18 protein-coding genes are annotated in these 21,494 nt (G+C 74.3%); 8 read left to right on the top strand and 10 right to left on the bottom strand.

Annotated features, from left to right (window positions below; genetic code table 11):
* Positions 1-19: 19 nt before the first annotated feature.
* Positions 20-1,675, bottom strand: coding sequence for a WG repeat-containing protein (locus ACGFIA_RS21145; protein WP_357469696.1), 1,656 nt, complete (start codon positions 1,673-1,675; stop codon positions 20-22).
* Positions 1,676-2,468: 793 nt separating this feature from the next.
* Between ACGFIA_RS21145 and ACGFIA_RS21140 the strand changes: the two genes are divergently transcribed.
* From ACGFIA_RS21140 to ACGFIA_RS21125, 4 genes are all read left to right on the top strand, one after another.
* The gene (locus ACGFIA_RS21140) at positions 2,469-2,705 is read left to right on the top strand and encodes a hypothetical protein (protein ID WP_393261536.1); all 237 of its coding nucleotides are present in this window, start codon (positions 2,469-2,471) and stop codon (positions 2,703-2,705) included.
* A gap of 2,407 nt (positions 2,706-5,112) precedes the next feature.
* Positions 5,113-5,964 carry an ABC transporter permease gene (locus ACGFIA_RS21135; RefSeq protein ID WP_393261533.1) on the top strand — a complete coding sequence of 284 codons (852 nt, stop codon included), beginning with the start codon at positions 5,113-5,115 and terminating at the stop codon, positions 5,962-5,964.
* 1 nt (position 5,965) lies between these two features.
* Positions 5,966-6,775 carry an ABC transporter permease gene (locus tag ACGFIA_RS21130; protein ID WP_393261599.1) on the top strand — a complete coding sequence of 270 codons (810 nt, stop codon included), beginning with the start codon at positions 5,966-5,968 and terminating at the stop codon, positions 6,773-6,775.
* Complete coding sequence (locus ACGFIA_RS21125) at positions 6,772-7,758, top strand: ATP-binding cassette domain-containing protein (RefSeq protein WP_357380590.1); 987 nt, start codon at positions 6,772-6,774, stop codon at positions 7,756-7,758. Before ACGFIA_RS21130 ends, ACGFIA_RS21125 begins: the two co-directional genes overlap by 4 nt.
* On the opposite strand, the gene ACGFIA_RS21120 is transcribed toward ACGFIA_RS21125, so the two are convergent.
* Positions 7,742-8,302 (bottom strand): XRE family transcriptional regulator, encoded by a 561-nt coding sequence (locus tag ACGFIA_RS21120; RefSeq protein ID WP_357380592.1) that lies wholly within the window; start codon positions 8,300-8,302, stop codon positions 7,742-7,744. The two genes, ACGFIA_RS21125 and ACGFIA_RS21120, sit on opposite strands and share 17 nt — an antisense overlap.
* A gap of 67 nt (positions 8,303-8,369) precedes the next feature.
* On the opposite strand from ACGFIA_RS21120, the gene ACGFIA_RS21115 reads away from it, so the two are divergent.
* The gene (locus ACGFIA_RS21115) at positions 8,370-9,242 is read left to right on the top strand and encodes an AzlC family ABC transporter permease (protein WP_357380594.1); all 873 of its coding nucleotides are present in this window, start codon (positions 8,370-8,372) and stop codon (positions 9,240-9,242) included.
* The gene (locus ACGFIA_RS21110; protein ID WP_357381152.1) at positions 9,236-9,544 is read left to right on the top strand and encodes an AzlD domain-containing protein; all 309 of its coding nucleotides are present in this window, start codon (positions 9,236-9,238) and stop codon (positions 9,542-9,544) included. The genes ACGFIA_RS21115 and ACGFIA_RS21110 overlap by 7 nt, the downstream gene beginning before the upstream one ends.
* 53 nt (positions 9,545-9,597) lie before the next feature.
* Here ACGFIA_RS21110 and ACGFIA_RS21105 read toward each other — a convergent pair whose 3' ends face one another.
* From ACGFIA_RS21105 to nadA, 3 genes are all read right to left on the bottom strand, one after another.
* On the bottom strand, positions 9,598-10,206 hold the full coding sequence (locus ACGFIA_RS21105; RefSeq protein WP_357380596.1) for a DUF3043 domain-containing protein: 609 nt from the start codon (positions 10,204-10,206) through the stop codon (positions 9,598-9,600).
* 80 nt (positions 10,207-10,286) lie between these two features.
* Complete coding sequence (gene murA / locus ACGFIA_RS21100) at positions 10,287-11,642, bottom strand: UDP-N-acetylglucosamine 1-carboxyvinyltransferase (RefSeq protein ID WP_357380599.1); 1,356 nt, start codon at positions 11,640-11,642, stop codon at positions 10,287-10,289.
* 214 nt (positions 11,643-11,856) lie between these two features.
* On the bottom strand, positions 11,857-13,032 hold the full coding sequence (nadA, locus tag ACGFIA_RS21095; protein ID WP_357380601.1) for a quinolinate synthase NadA: 1,176 nt from the start codon (positions 13,030-13,032) through the stop codon (positions 11,857-11,859).
* A gap of 44 nt (positions 13,033-13,076) precedes the next feature.
* Here nadA and ACGFIA_RS21090 point away from each other — a divergent pair, with 44 nt between their 5' ends.
* Together ACGFIA_RS21090 and erpA are read left to right on the top strand one after the other, a co-directional pair.
* On the top strand, positions 13,077-14,237 hold the full coding sequence (locus tag ACGFIA_RS21090; RefSeq protein WP_357476631.1) for a glycerate kinase: 1,161 nt from the start codon (positions 13,077-13,079) through the stop codon (positions 14,235-14,237).
* Between the two features lie 139 nt (positions 14,238-14,376).
* Positions 14,377-14,745 (top strand): iron-sulfur cluster insertion protein ErpA, encoded by a 369-nt coding sequence (erpA, locus tag ACGFIA_RS21085; protein ID WP_269704820.1) that lies wholly within the window; start codon positions 14,377-14,379, stop codon positions 14,743-14,745.
* Positions 14,746-14,985: 240 nt separating this feature from the next.
* Here erpA and ACGFIA_RS21080 read toward each other — a convergent pair whose 3' ends face one another.
* From ACGFIA_RS21080 to glnA, 5 genes are all read right to left on the bottom strand, one after another.
* Positions 14,986-18,018 carry a carbohydrate binding domain-containing protein gene (locus ACGFIA_RS21080; protein ID WP_357380526.1) on the bottom strand — a complete coding sequence of 1,011 codons (3,033 nt, stop codon included), beginning with the start codon at positions 18,016-18,018 and terminating at the stop codon, positions 14,986-14,988.
* A 206-nt stretch (positions 18,019-18,224) separates the two neighbouring features.
* Complete coding sequence (locus ACGFIA_RS21075; protein WP_357380524.1) at positions 18,225-18,587, bottom strand: VOC family protein; 363 nt, start codon at positions 18,585-18,587, stop codon at positions 18,225-18,227.
* Positions 18,588-18,709: 122 nt separating this feature from the next.
* Positions 18,710-19,402 (bottom strand): WYL domain-containing protein, encoded by a 693-nt coding sequence (locus tag ACGFIA_RS21070; RefSeq protein WP_357380522.1) that lies wholly within the window; start codon positions 19,400-19,402, stop codon positions 18,710-18,712.
* A gap of 32 nt (positions 19,403-19,434) precedes the next feature.
* A complete protein-coding gene (locus tag ACGFIA_RS21065) occupies positions 19,435-19,860 on the bottom strand; it encodes a DUF350 domain-containing protein (RefSeq protein ID WP_357380520.1) in 426 nt (141 codons plus the stop codon).
* Positions 19,861-19,940: 80 nt separating this feature from the next.
* A complete protein-coding gene (gene glnA / locus ACGFIA_RS21060; RefSeq protein ID WP_357380518.1) occupies positions 19,941-21,290 on the bottom strand; it encodes a type I glutamate--ammonia ligase in 1,350 nt (449 codons plus the stop codon).
* Between the last annotated feature and the right edge of the window lie 204 nt (positions 21,291-21,494).

The raw sequence follows: 21,494 nt of genomic DNA, 5'->3' as shown, positions 1-21,494 counted from the left end.
GACCCTAGACCCGCCCGGGTCAGAGCACCGGGCTGGCGTCGGCCAGCAGTCTGTCGATCTCCGCGACCACCGCCGAGCGGCCCGGGTGCACCGGGTCGATGAGCGGCTCGCCGCGCCGGTCCAGCGCCCCCCACCGGCCCGACTCGGCGGCGAACAGGAACGCCACCGGGTGCACCACCACCGTCGGGTACGCGGGCGTCACCACCACCCGTCCGGTCCGGTCCACCACGCCCCGGCGGCCGGCCAGCTCGACCACCGCCAGTCCGTCGGCGGTGAACCCGTCGGCCTCCCGCCCGTCCGCCAGCGGCGTGCCGATCCGGTGGTAGCGGGTCGGCACCACCACCTCGCCGGCGAGGTCCACCGCGCCCCAGCCGCCGTTCTGCCGTACCGCCGCCAGGCCGTTGCGGAACGGCCGGGCCTCCTCGTAGCCGGGCGGGATCTTCACGATGTTCATCCGGTCGACGGCCATCCACCGGCTCTTGCCGTCCATCGACACCCAGGACAGCCCGTCGGAGAACGGCAGCACCGACCGGTAGCCGTTGTTCGCCTCGATCAGCGCCGCGCCGGACGTGTCGATCAGCGCCCAGCGGGACGCCTCCGGTCGCCGTACCCAGGCCAGTCCCTCGTGGAACGGCTGCGCCTCGGCGTACCGGTGCGCGATGACCATCTCGCCGTCGGCGTCCGCGTACCCCCAGAGCCGCTGTTCCTCGTCGAACGTCGCCACCGGCGGACGTGGCGTGCCGAGCACCTCCTCGGGCCGGCGCGGCGCGGGCCCGAACCCGTCGGCGGCGGCCCGTTCGGCGACCGCGTCCAGCGCGACCTCGACCCGGGCGTTGAGCTGTGCGTCCTCGCCGTGACGCAGGTCCAGCGCCCGCTCGAAGTGCAGGCACGCCTCGGTCAGCCGGCCCTGGTCGTAGCAGCAACGCCCGGCGTGCTCGTGCAGCAGCGCGCGCAGCCGGTCCGGCAGCTCCGGCGAGTTCGCCTCGGCGAACAACCGGTCCGCCTCCGCGTGGTCACCCCGCCACCGCAGCGCCTCGGCGAGCCGCGCGCGGGCCAGCGCGGTCCGCCGGAACTCGCCGGTAGCCTCGGCGTACGTGACGGCCAGCCGCGCGTCGTCCAGCGCGTCGTCAAGGTCACCGAGGACCCGGGACGCCACCGCGCGCAGGCTGAGCAGCCGGGCCCGGCTGCGGTTGTCGAGCGCCGTGTCCAGCTTGCCGGTCAGCCCGTCCCGGATGACCCGCAGCCGCGCCGGATCGGGCGCCTCCTCGCGCAGCGTCCGCGGGTCCAGCCGCCAGGCGACAGCGGCGAGGGCCTGCTCCGGGTCCGCCGGGGGCGGCGCCGCCGGTTCGGGGGTACGCGGAGACGGCGCGTCGTCGGTCCGGCCGGCCGGGTCGGGTCGTGCTGCCGGCTCGCTGTCGTGCTCCGGTTCGGCGGGTTCGGTGGCGGGCTCGTCGGTCGCCGTCCCGGCGGGCGTCACCGGGGTGTCCTGCGGCGTGCCGGCGGGTTCGGCCGTGTCGGTGGCAGGCTCGTCTGCCGGTGCGGGCTCGGTGGGCGCGATGCCGGTGTGGCCGCCCTCGGCAGGTCCCGTGGTGTCGGCTTCGGCGGTTGCGGTGGCGCCGGTCGTGGTGCGGCTGGGCGCGGGTTCGTCGTCGGCCGCCTGCGGGGCCGGCGTCACGTCGGTGTGGCCGGCGTCGACCGGATCCGCCGTGCTGCCGGGACTGTCGCCGGTTGCGGGTGCGGTGGGCGTGACCTCCGCACGATCGGCGTCGGCCGATACCGGCGTGCCGCCTGCCGGTGCGCGGTCAGCGTCCCCGGGATGCGCGTTGCCGAGGTCTGCGTTTCCAGGGTCCGTGGGCGCCCCGCCTGGCGTGCCCTGCTCGTCGTCAACGGCGCGGGCGGGCGTGCGCGGGTGCCCGGCCGCCGGACCGGTGGTCGTCGCGGCGTCCACCTGTGTGCCGGCGGCCGGTGCGGAAACGCGCGTTGGCTCGGTGGTGGGCGCGGGCCCGGTCGTCGCCTCCGGGGCGGGGCCGGTCGGCCCACCAGCGGTGGATGTGGGTACGGGGCCGGCCGCTGCGCCGACGGGCGGCACCGCCACGTCGGCGGGCCCCCGCGTGGCATCGCCGGTCGCCGGCTCGGCCCCGTCCGTCGAAGATCTTGGTACGAAAGGGCCCTCGGAAGGGCCGGAATCTTCCAAGATCTCTGACGGTTCCGCGTTCTGCGAGGGTGAGGGGACGGGCTGGTTCGGGCGGAACCACGCCTCGGCGCCGGAGGCCGTGACCGGGGAGGTCTTGTCCGTCGGGCCGTGCTCTGCCCGTTCCGCCGGCTCGACGGTGCGGGCGGTGGTCTCCCCGGCCTCACGCCGTGCTGTGCCGGCCGTCGTTGCGGCGTCCACGACGCCCTCCTGGCGGTCGGCCTCGGTGGCCGGTGTGGGCAGGGCGGCTACTTCGGACTGACGACGATCGGCAGCCGTGCCCGGCGTGACCGCGCCGTCCACAGTGCCCGGCGTGACCGCGCCGTCCACAGTGGCCTCGAGCCGGCTGGCTACGCCCGCCTCGGCGGCGGGTCGGGAGACGATCGGAACCGGTGGGGTGACCTGGCGCTCCACCGGGTCGGTGGGCGTGGGCATGGCCGGCTCGGTCGGACCGGCCGGCGCGGGTACGGCCGACTGGTCGGCGGGCGCCCCGGCAGGTGTGGCGCCGGGGTAGGCCGGCGGTGCCGGACGAGCCGACGCGGCCGCAACCGGGTTCGCCCGATCGACGGGAGGCGGGCAGTGACGATCGCCGCTCCGGTCCTGCTGTGGTGCCGGCCGGGTCGCGCCTTCGCTCCGGTCTGCCGACGGCGCCACGGGGGTGCCCGTGCCGGGAGCCGGGGCGCCCGCGACAGGCACGCCGGACCCCGGCGCAGGAGACGTGGGTCGTGGGGCGTCGCCGGTTCGGGGCACGGCCGGGCCGTCACCGGGGCGGACGGGCGCAGCCGGCGGCGGCACGGGGCCGGGTCGTTCCGGGCTGAACCGGGGACGGGCGTCGGGGCGCGTGTGTGCGGCCGGTTCGACGGGTGCCGTCTCCCGGCCGTCACCGACCGGGGCAGGCGGGTGCGCGGCAGGCCGTACCGGCCACTGCGCCGGCGGCGAGGACCTGGGCGAATCCGACGGTGCCGGCCTGCGTACGCCCGGTGCCGCCTGGGGATCGCCCGGCGCCGCCAGCCGGTCGTGCGACGGTGCCGGCGGCGTACGGTGGTCGGCCGGCGGTGCCGGACCCCGATCGGGTGATCCCGGCCGGTGCCCGTCCGGGCGTGCCGGCCACTGCGGGGCATGGGCCTCGGGACGGGCGGTGAGGTCCGGCTGCGGCCGGCCGGGCTCAGCGCGGGGCGGGGCGGTGGGCGGCCGGGTGGCGGAGGGCCGGGAGCGCGGCTCATCGCGGGAACCGGCGAGGTCGGGCTGGTCGCCCGGGCCGGCCGGCCGGGTGGCCGGACGGCCGGAACCGCCCTGCTCCGGGTGGCGTACGTCGGCGCGGGCGGCTTCGGACGGCGGCATCGGGTACCGCTGCGCCGCCGGCCGGTCCGTGGTCGGGCGCCGGCGTTCGTCCGGCTGCCGTGGATCCGCCTCCGGGCGGGAACGTGGTCCGACGATCGGCCACTCGCCCTGGTGCGGGCGGGGGCGGTCGGCCGGTTGACGCTGATCGTGCCACCGCTGGTCGGCAGCGGGACGCGAGGCGCCGTAGCGGTCGGGCTCGGTCTGCGCCCGGCCGTTCTCCGGCGCGCGACGCTGGGCCTCGGAGTACGCGGCAGCCTCCCGGCCCGGCGCGCGGCCGTCCACCGGCTCCCGCCGGTCCACCGGCTCATGCCCGTCCGCCGGAGGGCGCCGGTCCGGCTCGCGCCGGCCGTCACGGTGCGGTTCGCGCCAGCCGTCGCGCGCCGGTCCGGCCCATCCCGCCGCGTCCCGCACCGGCGGAGTCACAGTGCCGTCGCGCCGGTCGACGGAGCGCCCGGTGCCGTGGTCACGCCGTCCGTCCGACGGGGATTCCCGGCGGTCGTCCGGGAAGACGCCACGGCGTCCGTCGGACGGAGACTCGCGACGCCCGGTGGGGGAGTGGTCGGGCTGCCGCGCGTCGGGCGCGGCACCCCACCGCTGTCCCGACGCGGCCGGCCGGCCGTCGGCCGGGTGCGGGCGATCGGCCCGGCGCTCGGCGGCGTGCGGGAACTCGTTCGGCTCCGGCATCCAGCCTTGCTGGGACGGCCGGCGCGGCGCGGCGTCGGGGCGCGTCCAGCGTTGGTCGAGACGCTCGGGCGGCACCGGCGGTCCGGGTCGATGCCGGTCCTCCGGCCAGGGCCGCCGTCCGTCCGCGCCGGGTCCGTCCGGGTGCCCACGCCGGTCGTCCGGTGCGAACCCGCCGCGACCCGCCGGGTACGCCCCGCGGGAAGCCGCCGGACCGTTCGACTCGGCCCCGCGCGGGCCCGCCGGACTCGTCGGGTACGTGCCGTACGGATCGGCCGGACTGACGGGGTACGTGCCGTGCACGCCGGCCGGACTGACCGGATCGGCCCGGCGCGGACCGGCCGGGCTGACCGGATGCGTGCCGTGCGGACCGGCCGGGCTGACCGGATGCGTGCCGTGCGGCCCGGCCGGACTGACCGGGTGCGTACCGTGCGGGCCGGCCGGGCTGACGGGATACGAGTCGTGCGGCGCAGCCGGGCTGACCGGGTAGGGGCCGTATGGACCGGCCGGGCTGACCGGGTACGCGTCACGGGGAGCGGCCGGGCTGACCGGGTCGGCGGTGGGATTGACCGGGCGTACCTCGGCCCGGCCGACCACGGCGCGGGGGCGCGGCGTCAGGTTCTCGATGCCGATGTCACCCGGGTAGCGCTGCCCGGGGAACTGCGGCTGCCATTCGTGGGTGGGCTCGGCGGCCCAGGCCGGTTCGGCCGGCTCGCGCCAGCTGCCCCAGCCGCTCATCGGCAACCCCTCCCGCCGCTCGCGCGGGACGGCCCCGGGGCCGGCTCGCGTCGCTCGCTCACGGCGGTGTCACCTCATTGGAAATTCTCGCGCTGGGGCCCGGACATGCCGGTACAGTCGCCCGGTCCAGCACGTCGTGGCTGCGGAAGGAGGGTAACGGCGTGGGCTCGGTCACCGCCACTGTGGCACCACCCACCGGCGCACACGTTACCCCATGGTTTCGGACATTCGGCGCGATCGCGGCGGCCGGGTTCCGGCGGCACGCGACCTACCGTCAGGCGGCAGTGGCGGGGTTGTGCACGAACACCGTGTTCGGCTTCCTGCGCTGCTACATCTTCCTCGCCGCCACCGGCGCGGCGGGCACCGTGGCCGGCTACGACCGGGCGCAGCTCGCCACGTTCGTCTGGGCCGGTCAGGGACTGCTCGCGGTGATCGCCATCTGGGGCTGGACCGATCTGGCCGACCGGATCCGTACCGGTGAGGTGGCCGCCGACCTGCTGCGGCCGGTGCACCCGGTGACCAGCTACCTCGCCACCGACCTGGGCCGGGCCGGGTTCGCGTCGCTGGTCCGGATGGTGCCGCCGCTGGTGGTCGGCCCGTTCTTCTTCGCCGTGTACGTGCCCCGGCACTGGGCCACGGTGCCGCTGTTCCTGCTCTCCGCGCTGCTCGCGGTGGTGGTCTGCTTCGGTTGCCGCTACCTGGTGAACGCCACCGCGTACTGGCTGCAGGACGTCCGGGGCCCGATGATCCTGTGGACGCTCGGCTCCGGTGTGCTGGCCGGGCTCTACTTCCCGCTCGGCTTCCTGCCGGGCCCGCTGGAGACGGTCCTGCGGTACGCCACGCCGTTCCCCAGCATCCTCCAGGTGCCGCTGGACGTGCTGGTCGAGCGGGAGCCGATGGCCACCGGTCTCACCCTGGTCGCGGTGCAGGCCGACTGGGCGGTGCTGCTGCTGGCGCTGTGCCGGCTGGTGCAGCGCCGCGCCGAACGCCGTCTGGTGGTCCAGGGTGGCTGACCTGGCTGACCTGGCTGAGCTGAGGGCGTACCGGGCGCTGCTCGGTGCGCAGGCGCGGTCGCAGGCGTCGTACCGTACCTCGTTCGTGGTGGACCTGGTCGGCAACGTGGGCGCCACCGTGTTCGACGTGGTCACCGTCCTGGTGATCTTCGGCGTGACGCGGGAGCTGGGCGGCTTCACGCTGCGCGAGACGCTCGTCGTGGTCGGCCTGTCGTCGTGCGGCTTCGCCACCGCCGATCTGCTGGTCGGCAACATCGAACGGCTTCCCCGGTACGTGCGCACCGGCCTCTTCGACGCCGTGCTGGTACGCCCGCTCGGGGCGCTGCCGCAACTGCTGCTGATGGACCTGCCGCTGCGCAAGCTGTCCCGGGCCGTGTTCGGGCTCGCCGTGCTGCTGTTCGCGCTCGCCTCGGCCGGCATCGACTGGACGCCGGGGCGGGTCGCGCTGGCGGTGGTCGCCCCGCTGGCCGCCGTGGTCTTCTTCGGGTCGGTCTTCGTGCTGACCGCGACCGTGTCGTTCTACTGGGTCGACTCGGGTGAGCTGGCGAACGCTGTCACCTACGGCGGGCGCGACTTCACCTCGTACCCGGTCACCGTGTACGGCGGGTGGTTCCGCGCGCTGTTCGCGTACGGGATGGGGTTCGCCTTCGTCAGCTACCACCCGGCGCTGGCGCTGCTGGGCCGCGCCGACCCGCTCGGCCTGCCGCCCTTGACGGGCTGGGCCGCGCCGGGCGTCGCGGTGGTCGCCGCGGCGCTGGCCGCCCTGGCCTGGCGCGTCGGGGTCCGTCACTACCGGAGTACGGGGTCATGAGCGTCATCGAGATGGACGGTCTGCGCAAGGAGTTCACGGTCCGGGTGAAGGCCGGGCCGCTGCGGCGCGAGAAGCGGACGGTGACCGCCGTCGACGGGGTCGACCTGCGGGTGGAGCGCGGCGAGATGCTCGGCTACATCGGCCCGAACGGCGCCGGGAAGTCGACCACGCTGAAGATGCTCACCGGCGTGCTGACACCGTCGGCGGGGCGGGCCCGGGTGTGCGGGCTGCGCCCGGTGGCCGACCGGACCCGGCTGGCGCTGCGCATCGGTGTGGTGTTCGGGCAGCGCTCGCAGCTCTGGTGGGACCTGCCGCTGCGGGACTCGTTCGACCTGCTGCGGCACGTCTACCGGGTGCCGGCCGGCGAGCACGCGGCCCGGCTGGCGCGCTGCCGGGAACTGCTCGACCTGGACGGGTTCCTGGACACTCCGGTCCGGCAGCTCTCGCTGGGTCAGCGGATGCGCGGCGAGCTGACCGCGGCGCTGCTGCACGGCCCGGAGGTGCTGTTCCTGGACGAGCCGACGATCGGCCTGGACGTGGTCAGCAAGCAGGCGGTACGCGGCTTCCTGGCCGAGCTGGGCCGGGCCGGGGACACCACGCTCGTGCTCACCACGCACGACCTGGCCGACATCGAGCGGCTGTGCCGGCGGCTCGTGGTGATCGACCACGGTCGGGTGGTGCACGACGGGTCGATCGCCGAGCTGCACCGCCGGTACGGCTCGCGCCGGATGGTGGTCGCCGAGCTGGACGCGGCGCTGCCCGAGCCGCCGGTGCTGCCCGGCGCCCCGGTGCAGCGGGTGGAGGCGGACGGGCGGCGGCTGGTCTTCGCGCTGGAGCGGGCGAGCGTCGCCGAGGTGGTGGCCGGGCTGGCCGGCCTGACCACGCTGCGGGACATCTCGATCGTGGAGCCGGACATCGAGGAGGTGGTGACGCGGCTCTACCGGGCGCCGGCCGAGACGTCAGCGGTCACGGGTGCTCCATGACGAGTACGGCGAAGGTACCGGGGGCCAGCGCCTCGTACCGGTGCGGGATGTCACCGGGGAAGGCGGCGTAGTCGCCGGGTCCCAGCTCGACCGGGTCGGCCTCCGGGCCGACGCGCATCCGGCCGGCGGCGACCACGACGTGCTCGACGCTGCGCGGGGTGTGCGCCTCGGCGATCCGTACCGCGCCGGGTTCTAGCTCCATCACGTAGACGTCGCGCCGGGCGTGCGGCGCTCCGGCGGCGAGCAGGGTGGCCGAGAAGTCAGCGTGCTCGGACCGGATCCGGGGCCCCTGCCCGGCGCGTACCACCCGGACGGCGGCGGTGGGCGGTTCGACCAGGCGGCTGAACGGTACGTCCAGCGCGACGCCGAGCGCCCAGAGCGTCTCCACGCTGGGGTTGCCGGCGCCGGACTCCAACTGGGACAGGGTGGACTTGGCGATCCCGGCGCGGCGGGCCAGCTCGGTCAGCGACAGGCCCGCCCGCTCGCGCTCGCGGCGCAGCGCGGCGGCGATGGTGGCGAGCGGGGGAGCGGGGTCTATCGCCATGTGTTCGCTCCATCGGTCGGTTTGTTCGGTTTGACGAACAAGCGTGTTCCCGTTCAGGATAATGGACATGCGTACGGCATACCGAACGGGCGACGCCCGGGTGCTCCGCGACGTCGCCGCCATCGGCGCGGCGATGCTCGCCGTCGGCGCGTCGTTCGGTGCCATGGCGGTGGCCGCCGGCCTGCCGGTCTGGGCCACGCTGGCCATGTCGGTGCTGGTCTACGCCGGGGGCGCCCAGTTCATGGCCGTCGGGCTCGTCGCGGCCGGCAGCCCGCTCGCGGCCGTCCTCGCCGGCCTGCTCCTGAACGCCCGGCACCTGCCGTTCGGCCTGGCTCTCGGCGGCGCGCTGGGCACCCGGCGGACGCAGCGGCTGCTCGGCAGCCACCTGATGACCGACGAGGCGACGGCGTTCGCGCTGGCCCGTCCGGCCGGGCCGCAGCGGCGCCGGGCGTTCTGGCTCGCCGGGGTGCTGCTGTTCCTCGCCTGGAACGCCGGCACCGCGCTCGGCGTGCTCGCCGGTGGCGCGGCCGGCGACCCGGCCGCCCTGGGACTCGACGCCGCGTTCCCGGCCGGACTGGCCGCCCTGCTGCTGCCCAGCCTGCGCGACCGGGAGACCCGCCGGGTGGCGATTCTCGGCGCCGTACTCGCCGTGCTGGCGACCCCGCTGCTGCCGGCCGGGCTGCCGGTGCTGCTCGCGCTCGCCGCGCTGGCCCTGCCGCTGCTGGCCCGCCGCCGCTCACCCGCCGCGGCGGACGACGCGGATGCCGCACCGCCCGGCGCGAACGCCGCACGGCCCGGCGCGGATGCCGCACGGCCCGGCGCGGATGCCGCGCTGCTGGACGCGGATGCCGTGCCGTCCGACCGGGACGCCGCCCCGGACGGGACCGCCGGCGAGGCGGCTGACGGCCGGAGCGTGCGGGCGTGGGAGGTCTCGTGCTGATCGCGGTGATCCTCGCGCTGGCCGCCGGCACCTACGGTTTCCGGGTCGCCGGTGTGCTGCTGCGGGACCGGCTGGACCTGCCCGAATGGGCCCGCCACCTGCTGCCGGTCGGCGCCGCGACGCTGCTGGCCGCGCTCGCCGCCACCGCGGCGCTCACCGAGGCCGGCGGCTTCGCCGGCTACGCCCGGCCCGCCGGAGTGCTCGTCGGCCTGCTGCTCGCCTGGCGCCGGGCCCCGTTCGTGCTGGTCGTGGTCGCGGCGGCGGCCACCACCGGGGTGTTGCGCCTGCTCGGGGTGGCCTGACAACGACGACGGCCCCTCCCCGCCGGGGCGGGAAAGGGCCGGTCCGGGGTCGGTCAGACCTTGTCGCCGATGTTCACCCGGGGTGCGGGCGCACGCATCCGGCGGAACGTGATCGACCGCATGATCGCGTAGAAGTAGAGCGAGCCGAGCTTCTCGGTGCTCTTGGGGAAGCGCTCGCGGACCAGCCGCTTGATCTTCCGGGAGATCAGCACCGAGTCGATCAGCACGCCGAGGGCCAGCGCGCCCCAGAGCACGTTCGACAGCAGCCGCACGATCGGCGGCATGGCCTGGTTGGAGCCGAACAGCACGATCAGCGCGCCGCCGAAGAACCATGTGCCGATCGTGCGCCGGGAGTCGACCACGTTGCGGGCCAGCAGCCGCTCCGGGCCCCTGTCACGCGGGCCGCCCTCGCGGCGGAACTCGGCCGCCGCCTCGGCGCGGGCGGCGCGACGCTGCGCGCGGGCCTCCTCCTTGGTCAGCGGCTTGGCCGGCGCGGTCGGCCGGCGGCCGGCGACCGGACGCTTCGGCGTGACCTGCCCGAGCTCCTTCTTGCTGGGCGTGTAGCCCCGGGGGCGGGCGGCGGCGGACTCCTCGTCGGCCGTCACAGTGGTGACGGAATCCTCGACGAGGTCGGCGGACTTGCGGCGAAACAGCGACGGCACGCGGCAAGGGTAGCCAACCGGCCGCGCCAGGTGCACATCACGGGTGCACCGGACGCGGCCGGGTCGGGCGGGCGGGACGGTCAGGGACGCTCGACGTGCGCGCCGAGGTCGGCCAGTTTGGCCTCGAAGTCCTCGTAGCCCCGGTTGATCAGGTCCACGCCGTACACCCGGGAGGTGCCCTCGGCGGCCAGCGCCGCGATCAGGTGGCTGAAACCGGCCCGCAGGTCCGGGATGACCAGGTCGGCCGCGTGCAGCTTGCTCGGCCCGGCGATCACCGCGGAGTGCTTGAAGTTGCGCCGGCCGAAGCGGCACGGGGTGCCGCCGAGGCAGTCCCGGTAGACCTGGATGTTGGCGCCCATCGTGTTCAGCGCCTCGGTGTAGCCGAGCCGCTGTTCGTAGACCGTCTCGTGGACGATCGACAGGCCACGGGCCTGGGTGAGCGCGACCACCAGCGGCTGCTGCCAGTCGGTCATGAAACCCGGGTGCACGTCGGTCTCCAGCGCCACCGCGTTCAGCTCGCCGCCCGGGTGCCAGAACCGGATGCCGCCCTCCTGGCCGGGGCTGCCGCCGCGCGGCGGGCGCAGGTCGGTGACCTCGTACTCGCCGCCGACCGACCGGAAGATGTTCAGGAAGGTCATCATGTCGGCCTGCTGGGCGCCCAGCACCTCGACGTGGCCGCGGGTGGCCAGCGCCGCCGCCGCCCAGCTCGCCGCCTCGATCCGGTCCGGGATCGGCCGGTGGGTGTAGCCGTGCAGCTTCTTGACGCCCTGGATCTCGATCACCCGGTCGGTGTGCACCTTGATGATCGCGCCCATCTTCTGCAGCACGCAGATGAGGTCGACGATCTCCGGCTCGACCGCCGCGTTGCGCAGCTCGGTGACGCCCTCGGCCATCACCGCGGTGAGCAGCACCTGCTCGGTGGCGCCCACGCTCGGGTACGGCAGCGAGAACTTCGTGCCGTGCAGCCCGTTGGGCGCGGACAGGTGCAGTCCCTCCGGCGTCTTCTCGACGGTGGCGCCGAACTCACGCAGCGCCTGGAGGTGGAAGTCGATCGGGCGCGGGCCGATGTGGCAGCCGCCCAGGTCGGGGATGAAGGCGTGGCCGAGCCGGTGCAGCAGCGGGCCGCAGAACAGGATCGGGATCCGGCTGGACCCGGCGTGCACGTTGATCTGGTCGGTGCTGGCGCTCTCGACGTTCGAGGGGTCGAAGACGAGCTCGCCCTCCTCGTCGCCGTCGCTGACCTTGACGCCGTGCAGGCCGAGCAGGCCGCGGACGACCTCGACGTCACGGATGCGTGGCACGTCGAACAGCCGGCTGGGTGTGTCGCCCAGCAGGGCGGCCACCATCGCCTTGGACACCAGGTTCTTCGCGCCGCGCACGCGGATCCGCCCTTCGAGCGGAGTACCTCCGTGTACGACCAGGACGTCGTCGGTCAACGCAACCTCCAGCGCGTTGGGTGCTGCCGTGTCTAGTGATGGGTGCACGAAGTTCATCGCTACCCGGAACGCGGTCATGGGAAAACGGGCCGCGTGTGTCGTCGCCCCGGCAGCATAGCCCTCCGTGACGGAAATGGAATCGGTCACATCGCCAGCGAGGGCACGAACCGGGGTGTCAGGTGCGTTTCCGTGCCAGCTGCGTCACCGACGGTGATCAAGCTCCCGGGAGCGCGAGCATCTGGTCCAGCGCCGACCGGGCGTGTCGAGCGGTCGCCGGATCGACGGTGATCTGGTTCACCACCCGACCGGCGACCAGCTCCTCCAGTGCCCAGACCAGATGCGGCAGGTCGATGCGGTTCATCGTCGAGCAGTAGCAGACCGCCCGGTCGAGGAACATGATCTGCTTGTCCGGGTGGGCCAGCGCGAGCCGGCGGACCAGATTCAGTTCGGTGCCCACCGCCCACGCCGAGCCGGCCGGGGCCGCCTCGATGGTCCGGATGATGAACTCGGTCGAGCCGACCAGGTCGGCGGCGTTCACCACCTCGTGGCGGCACTCCGGGTGCACCAGCACGTTCACGCCCGGCACCCGCTCGCGCACGTCGTTGACGCTGTCGAGCGTGAACCGTCCGTGCACCGAGCAGTGGCCGCGCCACAGGATCATCTTCGCGTCGCGCAGCTGCTCCGGGGTCAGCCCGCCGTTCGGCTTGTGCGGGTCGTAGAGCACGCAGTCGTCGAGCGAGAAGCCCATCTCCAGCACCGCGGTGTTGCGACCCAGGTGCTGGTCGGGCAGGAACAGCACCTTGCGGCCCTGCTCGAAGGCCCAGTCCAGGGCCCGCTTGGCGTTCGACGAGGTGCAGACCACGCCGCCGTTGCGGCCGACGAAGCCCTTGATGTCGGCCGAGGAGTTCATGTACGTCACCGGGACGGTGTCCGCCGCGATGCCCAGATCGGTGAGCGTGTCCCACGCGGCCTCGACCTGCGACAGCACCGCCATGTCGGCCATCGAGCAGCCGGCCGCGAGGTCGGGCAGGATCACCTTCTGCGCGTCCGAGGTGAGGATGTCCGCGCTCTCGGCCATGAAGTGCACGCCGCAGAAGACGATGTACTCCGCGTCCGGGCGGGCCGCCGCCTCCCGGGCCAGCTTGAACGAGTCGCCTGTCACGTCGGCGAACTGGATCACCTCGTCGCGCTGGTAGTGGTGGCCCAGGACGAACACCTTGGTGCCGAGCGCGGCCTTCGCGGCGGCGGCGCGGGCCACCAGGCCGGGGTCGCTCGGAGCGGGGAGATCACCCGGACACTCCACGCCACGCTCGGTGGCGGGGTCGCTGCCGCGGCCGAGGAGCAGCAGCGCCGTGGCGGTGTTGGACGGCTCAACCCAGGTCGAAGTCACGCCCCCCATGGTCGCACAGCGCGCCCGCGCCGCAGCCGCGTCGGATGTGGCCTGCCACACTGCTGCGCATGCGCGTGCTGCTCTGCCCGGACAAGTTCGCCGGCACGCTGCCGGCCCCCGACGTGGCCGCCGCGGTGGCCGAGGGCTGGCGGGACGTCGCCCCCGGCGACGAACTGCTGGTCCGGCCGCTGGCCGACGGAGGGCCGGGGTTCGTCGACGTGCTCGCCGGGGCACTCGGCGGACGCCGGCTGCCGGTGCCCACCGTCGACCCGCTGGGCCGCCCGGCCGCCGGTGAGATCCTGCTCACCGACGACGGCACGGCGTACCTGGAGAGCGCGCAGGCGTGCGGACTGCACCTGCTCGCCGCCGCCGAACGTGACCCGAAGGCCACCACCTCCTACGGGCTGGGGCTGCTCGTCGCCGCCGCGGTCGAGGCGGGCGCGCGGACTGTGGTGGTGGGGCTGGGCGGCTCGGCCACCAACGACGGCGGCGCGGGGATGCTCGTACCGCTGGGTGTCACGCCGCTGGACGGCGCGGGCCGGGCCCTGCCGTACGGCGGCGCGGCGCTGGCCGAGGTGGCCGCGCTCGACGGCGAGCCCCGGCTGCGCGGCGTGACGCTCGTCGCCGCCACCGACGTGGACAACCCGCTGCTCGGGCTGCACGGCGCGAGCAGCGTCTTCGGCCCGCAGAAGGGTGCCGACCGGGCCGACGTGCTGCTGCTGGACGCCGCGCTGACCCGCTGGGCGCAGGTGCTCACCGAGCGGCTGCCGGGCTGCCCGTCCGGGCTGGGCGCGTTGCCGTCCGGCGGTGCGGCCGGCGGTCTCGGCGCGGCGGTCCTGGCGCTGGGCGGCCGGTGCGAGTCCGGCATCGGGCTGGTCACCCGCGCGGTGAGGCTGGACGCCGCGCTCGACGCCGCCGACCTGGTGATCACCGGCGAGGGCTCGTTCGACCACCAGTCGCTGCGCGGCAAGGTGGTGGCCGGCGTGGCCGGGGCCGCCCGGGACCGGGGCGTGCCCTGCGTGGTGCTGGCGGGACGGGTGAGCACCGGGCGGCGGGAGGCCGCCGCGGCCGGGGTGACCGAGGCACACAGCCTGGTCGAGCACTTCGGCGGCGAGGAGCACGGGGGAGTGGACGCGGCGATGACCCGCCCGGCCGAGGGGCTGCGCGCGCTCGGCGCCCGGCTGGCCCGGCAATGGAGCCGCTGACCGGTTCCGCTGCTCACGCCGCCGGGTGGTGGCGCCGGAGGCGGCGTACGATCGAAAGACGGACCACACCGGGAATCACTGGCGGACGTGCGGCGTTGGCCAGGACGTCCGGACCTATACCGCGCAGGGAGACTTCCACGTGACCACGCCAGCGCAGACCGAGTCGACCGAGGCCAAGGCCCCCAGCACCGTCGTCCTCACCGACGTCGCGGCGCAGAAGGTCAAGGCCCTGATCGAGCAGGAGGGCCGCGACGACCTGCGGCTCCGGGTCGCGGTGCAGCCGGGTGGCTGCTCCGGCCTGCGGTACCAGCTGTTCTTCGACGAGCGCTCGCTCGACGGTGACGTCGTCACCGACTACGACGGTGTCGAGGTCGTCGTCGACCGGATGAGCGCCCCCTACCTGACCGGCGCCACCATCGACTTCGCCGACCGGATCGACGCCCAGGGCTTCACCATCGACAACCCGAACGCGGGCAACTCCTGCGCCTGCGGCGACTCCTTCAGCTGAGTCGACTGACCGACCGCAGCGGGGGGGGGGGGGGGGGGGGGGGGGGGGGGGGGGGGGGGGGGGGGGGGGGGGGGCGCGGGCGGGGGGCGGGGGGGGGCCGGCGCGCGGGGGGGGGGGGCCCCCCCCCCCCCCCCCGGGGCGGCCCCGCCCGCGGGGGGGCCCCGGGGGGGCCCCCCCCCCCCCCCGGGGGGGGGGGGGGGGGGGGGGGCCCCCCCCCCCCCCCCCCCCGCCGCGCGCGTGTCAGCGCAGGTACGGCCCGTCCGCGCCGATCTTGCCCGGCGCCGGGTTGCCGGGCAGGTTCAGCACGTAGACCCGGAGGTTGCCCTTGCCGCCGACCGCGGCGGTGAGCGTGCCGTCGGTGACCGTCTTCACGTCACCGGTGACCGCGTCCACGTACCGGCCGTTCGGCACCCCGCGGAAGGTGGCGCCGCCGGACACGGTGACCAGCGCGAAGCTGTCCACCGCGCCCTGGGTGAAGCGCCGCTTGTAGGCCATCGCGCCGCTCACGCCCTCGGTCGAGTACTGCCCCTTCTGCAAGGCCGGCACTGCCCGCCGGATCAGGTTGAGCCGTTGCACGTGCTTCACCAGCGGCTGGGCGAGCGTGGTGGCGACCGTCCCAGCGGCCGAGCCGACCACCCCGAAGTCGCTGGCCGTGACGGTGCCGGCCAGGTGGTCGCCGTAGTAGGCCCGGCCGGTCGTGTCGAGCGGGCAGCTCGGCCCGCAGTCGATCCGGGCGCCCTTGCGGAACTCGATCTCCGAGCCGTAGTAGAGCGTCGGGATGCCGCGGAACGTCCACATCAGGCTCATGTTCTCCGCCCAGGCGTCGGTGCCGCCGGTGTACCGGGTGGAGGACTTGTTCGGCCCGTAGTCGTGACTGTCGACGTAAACGACGTTGTACGTGGCGTCGTTGTAGCTGTCGTCGGAGTCCTTCCCGTTGCCGAACGCGTTGCCGGCGTCGGAGAAGTTCATGTGCATCCGCATGTCGATCACGTTCATGCCGGAGAACCGCGAGCGGTCCGGCGCGTGGTACGCGTTGCCGCGCAGGAACGCGTTGTCGGTGGTGGGCTGCCCGTTCGGGCCGATCAGCTGCTCGTGGTCGTACTGCTCGATCGCGGCGCGTACGTCGTCCGGGCTGTACTCCTTGCGCTCGGACCAGGTGAAGAACTGCGCGGAGTGGTTGACCGAGCCGCGGTTCCACTTGTCGTTGACGAACGCGGCGACCTCGCCGAAGACGTAGAAGTCCTTGCCCTTCTCGCCGAAGCGGGCGACCGCGTGCTCCTGGATGGCGGGCAGGAAGCGCCGGTTCCAGGTGACCCGGGGGATGTGCACGGCGGTGTCGATCCGGAAGCCGTCCACGCCCATGTCGATGAACCTGTTGTACGCGTCGATCAGGTACTGCTGCACGGCGGCGTTCTCGGTGTTGAAGTCGGCCAGGTCCTCGTGCAGCCAGCAGCTGCGCGAGTCCTCGCCCTCCCAGTTGCCGATCCAGCACTGGTGGTACTTGTCGGCGGGGAAGAGCTTGCTGGTCGGGACCGGCCACTGGCACTGGTAGAGCGTGTAGCCCTCGGGGCTGCGCCCGCCGGTCGGCGTACCCCAGTTCAGGCACTGGTTGCCGGCGGGCGCGGCGGACGACCACACGTCGCCGTTGTACGGCCGGCCCTTGGCCTTGGCGTTCTGCGCCGGGGTGAGCGCCGGGTCGTTCCCCGTCGCCTCGACCGTCGGGTCGTACTCCCGGCCGGCCTGCGGCTGGTCGTAGTACCACCTCCACTGGTCGTCGCGGGTGCCGTAGACGGTGGGCGTGAACAGGCCTTTCGCGCCCCACCGGGAGCTGTGGTTGTAGACCACGTCCTGGAAGATCTTGATGCCCTTGGCGTGCGCCGCGTTGATCAGGTCCTGGTAGGAGGCGCCGGCGCTCTCCAACCGCGGGTCCACCCGGTAGAAGTCCCAGCCGTGGTAACCGTGGTAGTCGTAGTCGGAGCGGTTGAGCACCACCGGGGTGATCCAGAGCGCCGAGAAGCCCAGCGCCTTGATGTAGTCGAGCTTGTCGACCAGGCCCTTGAAGTCGCCCCGGAACATCGGGTCGTCGTTCGCCGCGTTGCCGGAGGCGACGTGCTGGCTGCCGCCGCGGTTGTTCGCAGGATCACCGTCGGCGAACCGGGCGGTCATCACGAAGTAGATGGTGTCCTCGCGCGGGTCGCCGCCCAGCGGGACGCCGCCGGTCTGCGGGGCGCCGGTGGTCGCGGAGGCGGGCGCACTCGCCGCCGACCGGTTGCCGGCCGCGTCGAGGGCCCGCACGGTCCAGGTGTACGCGGTATCGGGCCGCAGGTCGTACGCGACGTGCCGGGTGGTGGTGCTGGTGACCGTGGTGCCGCCGGCTCCCCCGGTGCGGCTCACCTCGTACCCGGTGACGCCCCGGTCGTCGGTGGCGGCGGTCCAGGTCAGGGTGACCGCCAAGCCGTCGGCGACGGCGGTGAGGCCACCGGGCGTGGACGGCGGCGTGGTGTCCGGGGTGGCGGGCGCGCACGGGTCCGCGGCGGCGGCGGTGACCCGGCCGTTGTCGACGACGCTGCGCCCCGCGCCCAGGGTGTAGTCCGCGCCGCCGTTGTTGTCCCAGGCCCCGGCGGTGTTGTTGAACGCGGCGGTCAGGCCGGTGGCCGTGCCGAGGTCGACGACCCGGCGGGCCCAGCCGGCGCAGCGCGTCTCCATGGCGACGCCCGGGGCGGTGCTCCAGGCGCCGCCGGTGGGCCGGTAGTGCAGGTTCGCGGCGGTCCAGCCGCGCGGCGTGAGGTGGTACCAGACCTCGGCGGTGTTCCCGGCGGCGCCGGACGGCGTCGGGCTCGGCGCGACCGTGGCGGACGGGCTCGGCGTCGGGGATGCGGTGCCGCACGGGTCGCCCGTGCCGACCCGGCCGCCGGCGACTGTCACGGTGCCGGTGCCGAGGCGGTAGTTGGCGCCGTCGTTGTTGTCCCAGACGCCGCTGCCGTTTGTGAACACGACCTGGAGGCCGGCGGCGCCGCCCAGGTCGACGACCTTGCGGCGCCAGCCGGCGCAGGCACCGTCCATGGGCACACCGGGCACCGGCGTCCAGCCCTGCCCGTCCACGCCGTAGTGGATGTTGACGGACGTGCCCCAGGCGGCCGGTGGCTGGTAGTAGACGGTGACGGTGTTCGCCGCCGCGGCGGCGGTGTACGGCAGCAGCGCGGCGAGCATGCCGGCGGCGAGCGCGAGCGCTCCCCAGCGGCGGCGGTTGGTGGTGGTGGTGGTGCCCCTCATGGCGCTCTCCTGACACCCACGCCCGCACGATGGGCGCAAGGGGATGAAGGCGTTGCAAGAACTTGCGACGCGTGGTGCCAGGAAGTTACCAGCTTCGATCACCCGAAACCAGAGGTTCACAGTAGACACGGGCGCAACGGATTGCACCGCCCGCAACGACTTGCTCCCGGCCGGCGACCGGCCGGACCGGGAGCAAGGGCGCGCGCTCAGCCCTCGGCGGGCGGGCTGAAGATGCCGAACAGGTTGCCCGACGGGTCACGCAGCATGGCACGCACCAGGCCGGCCGGCGTGGTCACCGGCGCCGTCAGCACGGTGCCACCGGCCTTCTCCGCCCGGCGGCAGGTCTCCGCGACGTCGGCCACCTGGGCGTAGAAGGTCGCGTAGTTGCCGTCGTCGGTGCCCCGGATCGCGCCGCCGATCCCCCGCTCACCGCCGGCCGTCGTCTGCCGGTACGACCCACCCGGGCCGCCCCGCTCGAAGCTCCAGCCGAACATCTCGGCGTAGAACCGCTGCGCCTCGTCGGGGCGGTCGGAGCCGATCTCGAACCAGGTCACGGGCGTACTGGACATGCTTCCTCCTGGGATTCGCGCCGGCGGTCGGCCGACGTCGTCAGGATTCAGCCTGAGGCCGGGCCACGACAGCGTCCTGTCGGTGTTTCCACCGGATCGGACCTGTCGGTGTTTCCACCGGATCAGACCAGGGTGAGCGGGCGCACCCGGTCGACCGGCACATCGAGATCGCCGGGACGCCACTCCCGGGTCACCGGCTCGGCCAGCGGACGCACCGACACGATCCGGTCGGTGCGGAAGCAGCGCACGCCGTCACGCAGCCGGCACCAGGCGACGAGGTACCAGTGCACGGAGTTGCCCAGGTAGGCCAGCGGCTCCACGTCGCGCAGCGAATCCGTGCCGCCGCGGTCGGCGTACCGCAGGCGCAGCACCCGCCCGGCGGGGACCGCGTCGGCGACGGCGGCCGGGACGGGCGTGCCCGGCCCGTCGCCGACCAGGTGGACCCGGCCGGCGAGCCGGTGCGCCTCGGCCACCGCGGCGGGCGGCATCACCGCGACCAGCTTGCGCAGCGCGGCCCCGGCCGCCGGGGCGAACGGGGAACCACCGAGCCGGTGCAACGCGACAGCCATCGCCACCGCCTCGGCCGCTGTCAGGTTGACCGGCGGGAGCGTGCGCGCCCGGTCGACCACGTAGCCGCCGGTGCGGCCCGGCTCGGCCCAGATCGGCACCCCGGCGCCCTGCAACGCGGAGATGTCGCGCTCGACGGTGCGGGTGCTCACCTCGAAGCGGCGGGCCAGCCAGCTCGCGCTACGCGGGCGCGGCGAGACCGCCCGCAGCTCCTCGACCAGGGCGTAGAGGCGGTCGGTACGGTTCACCCCCGGACGCTAACCCGGGGGTACGACACCGCTCAGGCGATGCAGGCGCAGACGATCAGCGCGGCGCCGAAGTGGGTGGCGGCGCTGACCCGGGCCGCCGGGTGCGGCTCGTCGGCGGCGATGACGTCGCCCAGCCGGCCGGGGGTGAGCAGGTCCAGCACCAGGAACGCGAGCGCCATCACCAGCAGGCCGATCAGCCCGAAGACCACTGTGGACGCGATCCCCTTGGTGAACGAGCTGTAGCTGGTCAGGATGGCGGTGAAGACGATGCCGGCGATGCCGAGCTGGTTGGCGGCGAGCAGCAGCGCGGCGTTGCCGTTGCGGCGTACCCAGATCAGCTCCCGCAGCTTGCCCGGGGTGAGCAGGTCGACGAGCAGGAACCCGGCCGCCATCAGGGCGACCCCGACGATCCCGAACACGATGCTCTGCCACGCCCCGTCGAGCAGATCTCCCAGCACCAACGCCTCCCCGGCTCACGCCGCCCGGCGGGGGTGCCGGTGCGGTGCCGCAGACGATAGCGGCACCGCGCCACAACGATCTAGAGCGAGAGGTAGCGCTGCCGCTCGTACGGGGTGACCTCGCGCCGGTACTGCTCCCACTCGGAGCGCTTGTTGCGCAGGAAGAAGTCGAACACGTGCTCGCCGAGCACCTCGGCCACCAGCTCGGACTCGGCCATCACGTCGATCGCCTCGGACAGGTTCTCCGGCAGCGTCTCGTAGCCCATGGCCCGGCGCTCGGCGCCGCTCAGCGACCAGACGTCGTCCTCGGCGCCGGGGGGCAGCTCGTAGCCCTCCTCGATGCCCTTGAGGCCGGCGCCGAGCATGACCGCGAACGCGAGGTAGGGGTTGGTCGCGGAGTCCAGCGAGCGGACCTCGACCCGGGCCGAGTTCGGCTTGCCGTACGCGGGCACCCGCACCAGCGCGGACCGGTTCAGGTGACCCCAGCAGACGTACGCGGGGCTCTCGGTGATCCGGTCCGGCAGCGCCTGCGGGAACAGCCGCTTGTACGAGTTGACCCACTGGTTGGTGACCGCCGTGTACTCCCGGGCGTGGGTGAGCAGCCCGGCGATGAACGACTTCGCCACCTTCGACAGCTTCATCGGGTCGCCGGCGTCGTGGAACGCGTTGCGCTCCCCCTCGAACAGCGACAGGTGCGTGTGCATGCCGCTGCCCGGCTGGTCGGTGAACGGCTTCGGCATGAAGCTGGCCTGCACGCCGGTGGAGAGCGCGACCTCCTTCACCACGTGCCGGAACGTCATGATGTTGTCGGCGGTGGTGAGCGCGTCGGCGTAGCGCAGGTCGATCTCCTGCTGGCCGGGGGCGACCTCGTGGTGGCTGTACTCCACCGAGATGCCGATGCGCTCCAGCGCCAGCACGGCCTGGCGGCGGAAGTCCCGCGCGACGGCGTGCGTGGTGTGCTCGAAGTAGCCGCCGGTGTCCACCGGGATCGGCACCGAGCCGTCCTGCGGACCGTTCTCCAGCAGGAAGAACTCGATCTCGGGGTGGGTGTAGAAGGTGAAGCCCTTGTCGGCCGCCCGGGACAGCATCCGGCGCAGCACGTGCCGCGGGTCGGCCCAGGACGGGCTGCCGTCGGGCAGCATGATGTCGCAGAACATCCGGGCGCTCTCGCCGCTGACGCCGCCCTCGAACGGGAAGACCTGGAACGTGGTCGGGTCCGGCATGGCGACCATGTCCGACTCGAAGACCCGGGCGAAACCCTCGATCGCTGAACCGTCGAAGCCGATGCCCTCCTCGAAGGCGGCTTCCAGCTCCGCCGGGGCCACCGAGACGCTCTTGAGCGTGCCGAGCACATCGGTGAACCACAGCCGGACGAAACGGATGTCCCGCTCTTCCAGCGTGCGGAGGACGAACTCCTGCTGACGGTCCACTTCCACCCCTCGTGACACTTACGTCCGCACCGGTCGGGCCGGCCGGGCCTGACCGCCCAGTCTCCACCGGGCTCGTTACGCCGACGTTACGCCCTCCCCCGGCCGGCCGTCCCGCCGTGTCCGGTCGGCCGGGACACGCGCGGCGCCGCCCCGGTCTCCCGCGACCTGTCGGATTCGGCCCGGAGGGCTGGGGGAAGATGGAGA

The sequence above is a fragment of the Micromonospora sp. NPDC049203 genome (assembly GCF_043197215.1).
Lineage (GTDB): Bacteria > Actinomycetota > Actinomycetes > Mycobacteriales > Micromonosporaceae > Micromonospora.
The sequence above is the reverse complement of the archived record's forward strand: the minus strand, read 5'-3'. Positions and strand labels throughout refer to the sequence as shown.